Source organism: Deltaproteobacteria bacterium (genome assembly GCA_005879535.1).
Taxonomy (GTDB): Bacteria; Myxococcota; Myxococcia; order Myxococcales; family 40CM-4-68-19; genus 40CM-4-68-19.
Genome location: VBKI01000115.1, coordinates 1 through 2,203 on the forward strand (window position 1 = coordinate 1; position 2,203 = coordinate 2,203).

Annotated in this window: 2 protein-coding genes and 1 pseudogene; 2 read left to right on the forward strand and 1 reads right to left on the reverse strand. The window is 64.0% G+C overall.

Annotated features, from left to right (window positions below; translation table 11 throughout):
• Positions 1-90: 90 nt before the first annotated feature.
• A complete protein-coding gene (locus E6J58_24220; GenBank protein ID TMB31602.1) occupies positions 91-366 on the reverse strand; it encodes a hypothetical protein in 276 nt (91 codons plus the stop codon).
• Between the two features lie 33 nt (positions 367-399).
• On the opposite strand from E6J58_24220, the gene E6J58_24225 reads away from it, so the two are divergent.
• Together E6J58_24225 and E6J58_24230 are read left to right on the forward strand one after the other, a co-directional pair.
• Complete coding sequence (locus E6J58_24225; GenBank protein ID TMB31603.1) at positions 400-1,017, forward strand: transcriptional regulator; 618 nt, start codon at positions 400-402, stop codon at positions 1,015-1,017.
• Positions 1,014-1,921: pseudogene (locus tag E6J58_24230) on the forward strand (nucleotidyl transferase AbiEii/AbiGii toxin family protein). The gene E6J58_24225 and the pseudogene E6J58_24230 overlap by 4 nt, the downstream one beginning before the upstream one ends.
• The last annotated feature ends 282 nt before the right edge of the window (positions 1,922-2,203 follow it).

Sequence of the window (2,203 nt, forward strand, 5' to 3'; positions counted from 1 at the left end):
ATTGCAGCGATTCTACCATGAAGCGAGCGCGGCTGTCTTCCTGTCGGAGTATGCGCCGTGCCACCTCCGTGCCAGCCGGGCCGGTTCGGTTCACGGCTGCGTCTCCGGCGCCTGGCCGCCGTCGACGACGCGCAAGTCTGGGCGGCACGACACTGACCGCGTCCAGACGTAGCCGCACCCACTGCAGCGCAGGAACACCTCGACGCCGACGACTGCGCGCTCGGCGCTCGCTGCACCACAGCACGGCGAGACATTTACGGCAGGGCAGACGAGAGCGGAGGGGGTCTCTTCTGCGCGTACGAGATCGAGCTGTTGGCGCCGGCGCCACCCCTGCGTCTGCTGCGGATAGCTGGGGACAAAAAGCATCCACTTATGTATAAGTGGTGCTACTATGTCTCCATGGCGCGTCGTCCTAGGCAGGTGTTCGCCAACGAGCGGAATGCTATCCGCTCCCGCGGCGGCATGGTCCGCATGTCGGATGCTCTGCGCCTTGGCATCAACCGGAAGACCTTCTACGCGATGCGCGACGCCGGCGTGCTCGAGCGGCTGAGTAGGGGTCTCTTTCGGCTGCGGGGCCTGCCTCCGCTGGGAAGCCCCGATCTCGTGACCATGGCGAAGCGAGTTCCGGAAGGAGTCATCTGCCTCGTCTCTGCGCTCTCCTTCCACGAGCTCACGACCCAGGTGCCGCACGAAGTGGACGTCGCAATTGAGCGCGGAAAGAAGAACCCTCCCCGAATCGACTACCCACCAGTCCGAGTCTTCAAGTTCTCCGGGGCCGCGTTCCGCCAGGGCATCGAGGTTCATAAGATCGACGATGTTCCAGTTCACATCTACAGCGCGGAGAAGACGATCGCGGACTCGTTCAAGTTCCGGAACAAGCTGGGCATGGATGTGGTTCTCGAGGCGCTCCGGCTCTGGCGCCGCCGGCCGCGGCGGGATGTCGAGAAACTCCTTCAGCATGCGCGGCATTGCCGCGTCGAGCGCGTCGTGCGGCCCTACCTGGAGGCTCTGCAATGAGCAAGAAGAATATGGCGGCCTCCGTCCACGCGCGGCTCACGGACATTGCGCGGAGAACGGACCGTCCGTTTCAGGAGTTGCTGCAGTACTACGCGATGGAGCGATTCCTCTATCGGCTGTCGAAGTCGCCGCACGCCGCGCGTTTTGTTCTGAAGGGAGCGCTCATGCTCCGTGTCTGGGACGCGCCGATGGCCCGGCCTACGAAGGACATCGATCTTCTAGGCCGGCTCGAGAACTCCCTGGAAAACCTGTCGACCGTCGTGCCGACGTCTGTGCCGTCGAAGTCGAGTCGGATGGCCTGCTCTTCAGACCGGCGACGGTGAAGTCCGAACGGATCAGGGAGAACGCGGACTACGAGGGTGTGCGTATTCGCTTCGACGGCCTCCTCGCGCGGGCCAGAATCGCCATGCGGCTCGACGTTGGTATCGGCGACGTGATGGTGCCTGTGCCGGTGGAGATCGCGTACCCGACGTTGCTCGACATGCCAGCGCCACGCCTCAAGGGTTATCCGCGCGAAACCGCGATCGCCGAGAAGTTCGAGGCGATGGTCAAGCTCGGCACACTGAACAGCCGGATGAAGGACTTCTACGACATCTGGCTTCTCTCGCGGCAGTTCGACTTCGACGGGTCGATGCTGGCCCAGGCGGCGAACGCCACGTTCGTGAATCGGCGCACCGCCGTGAAGGCAGATCCCGTCGCTTTGACCACCGAGTTCTCCGAGAGCGAGGTGGCGAACATCCAATGGCGAGCCTTCGTGCGGAAGGGAAGACTCGCGAACGCTCCCGCCAGGCTCGGAGAGGCCGTCAGCGGCATCGCACGCTTCCTCCTGCCTGTCGCGCGGGCGCACTTGGCAGGCGGGAACTTCAAGATGAACTGGACCGCGGGTGGGCCATGGCGAGAGTGACCTGCGTCGGCGCGGAGCCTCTCGAATTGATCGTCGAGTTGGCGAAAGACGTAGTCGTGGTGACGCTCTTCCGAGGTGACGAATAAGACCAAGTGTCCCAAGTGTGGCAAGACGGCCTTCGAACCCGCCACCTACGCCGCCCGGCGCGATGTGGACGGCCGGCGCTTCACTGGCGATGTACCGGCGCGGAAGTGCACATCATGCGGCGAGTTGCTGATTTCGGCCCGGGGCTCGATGCTTTTGAGCGCGCAATCACACTCGAACTGGCTCGCGGGGGCGAGG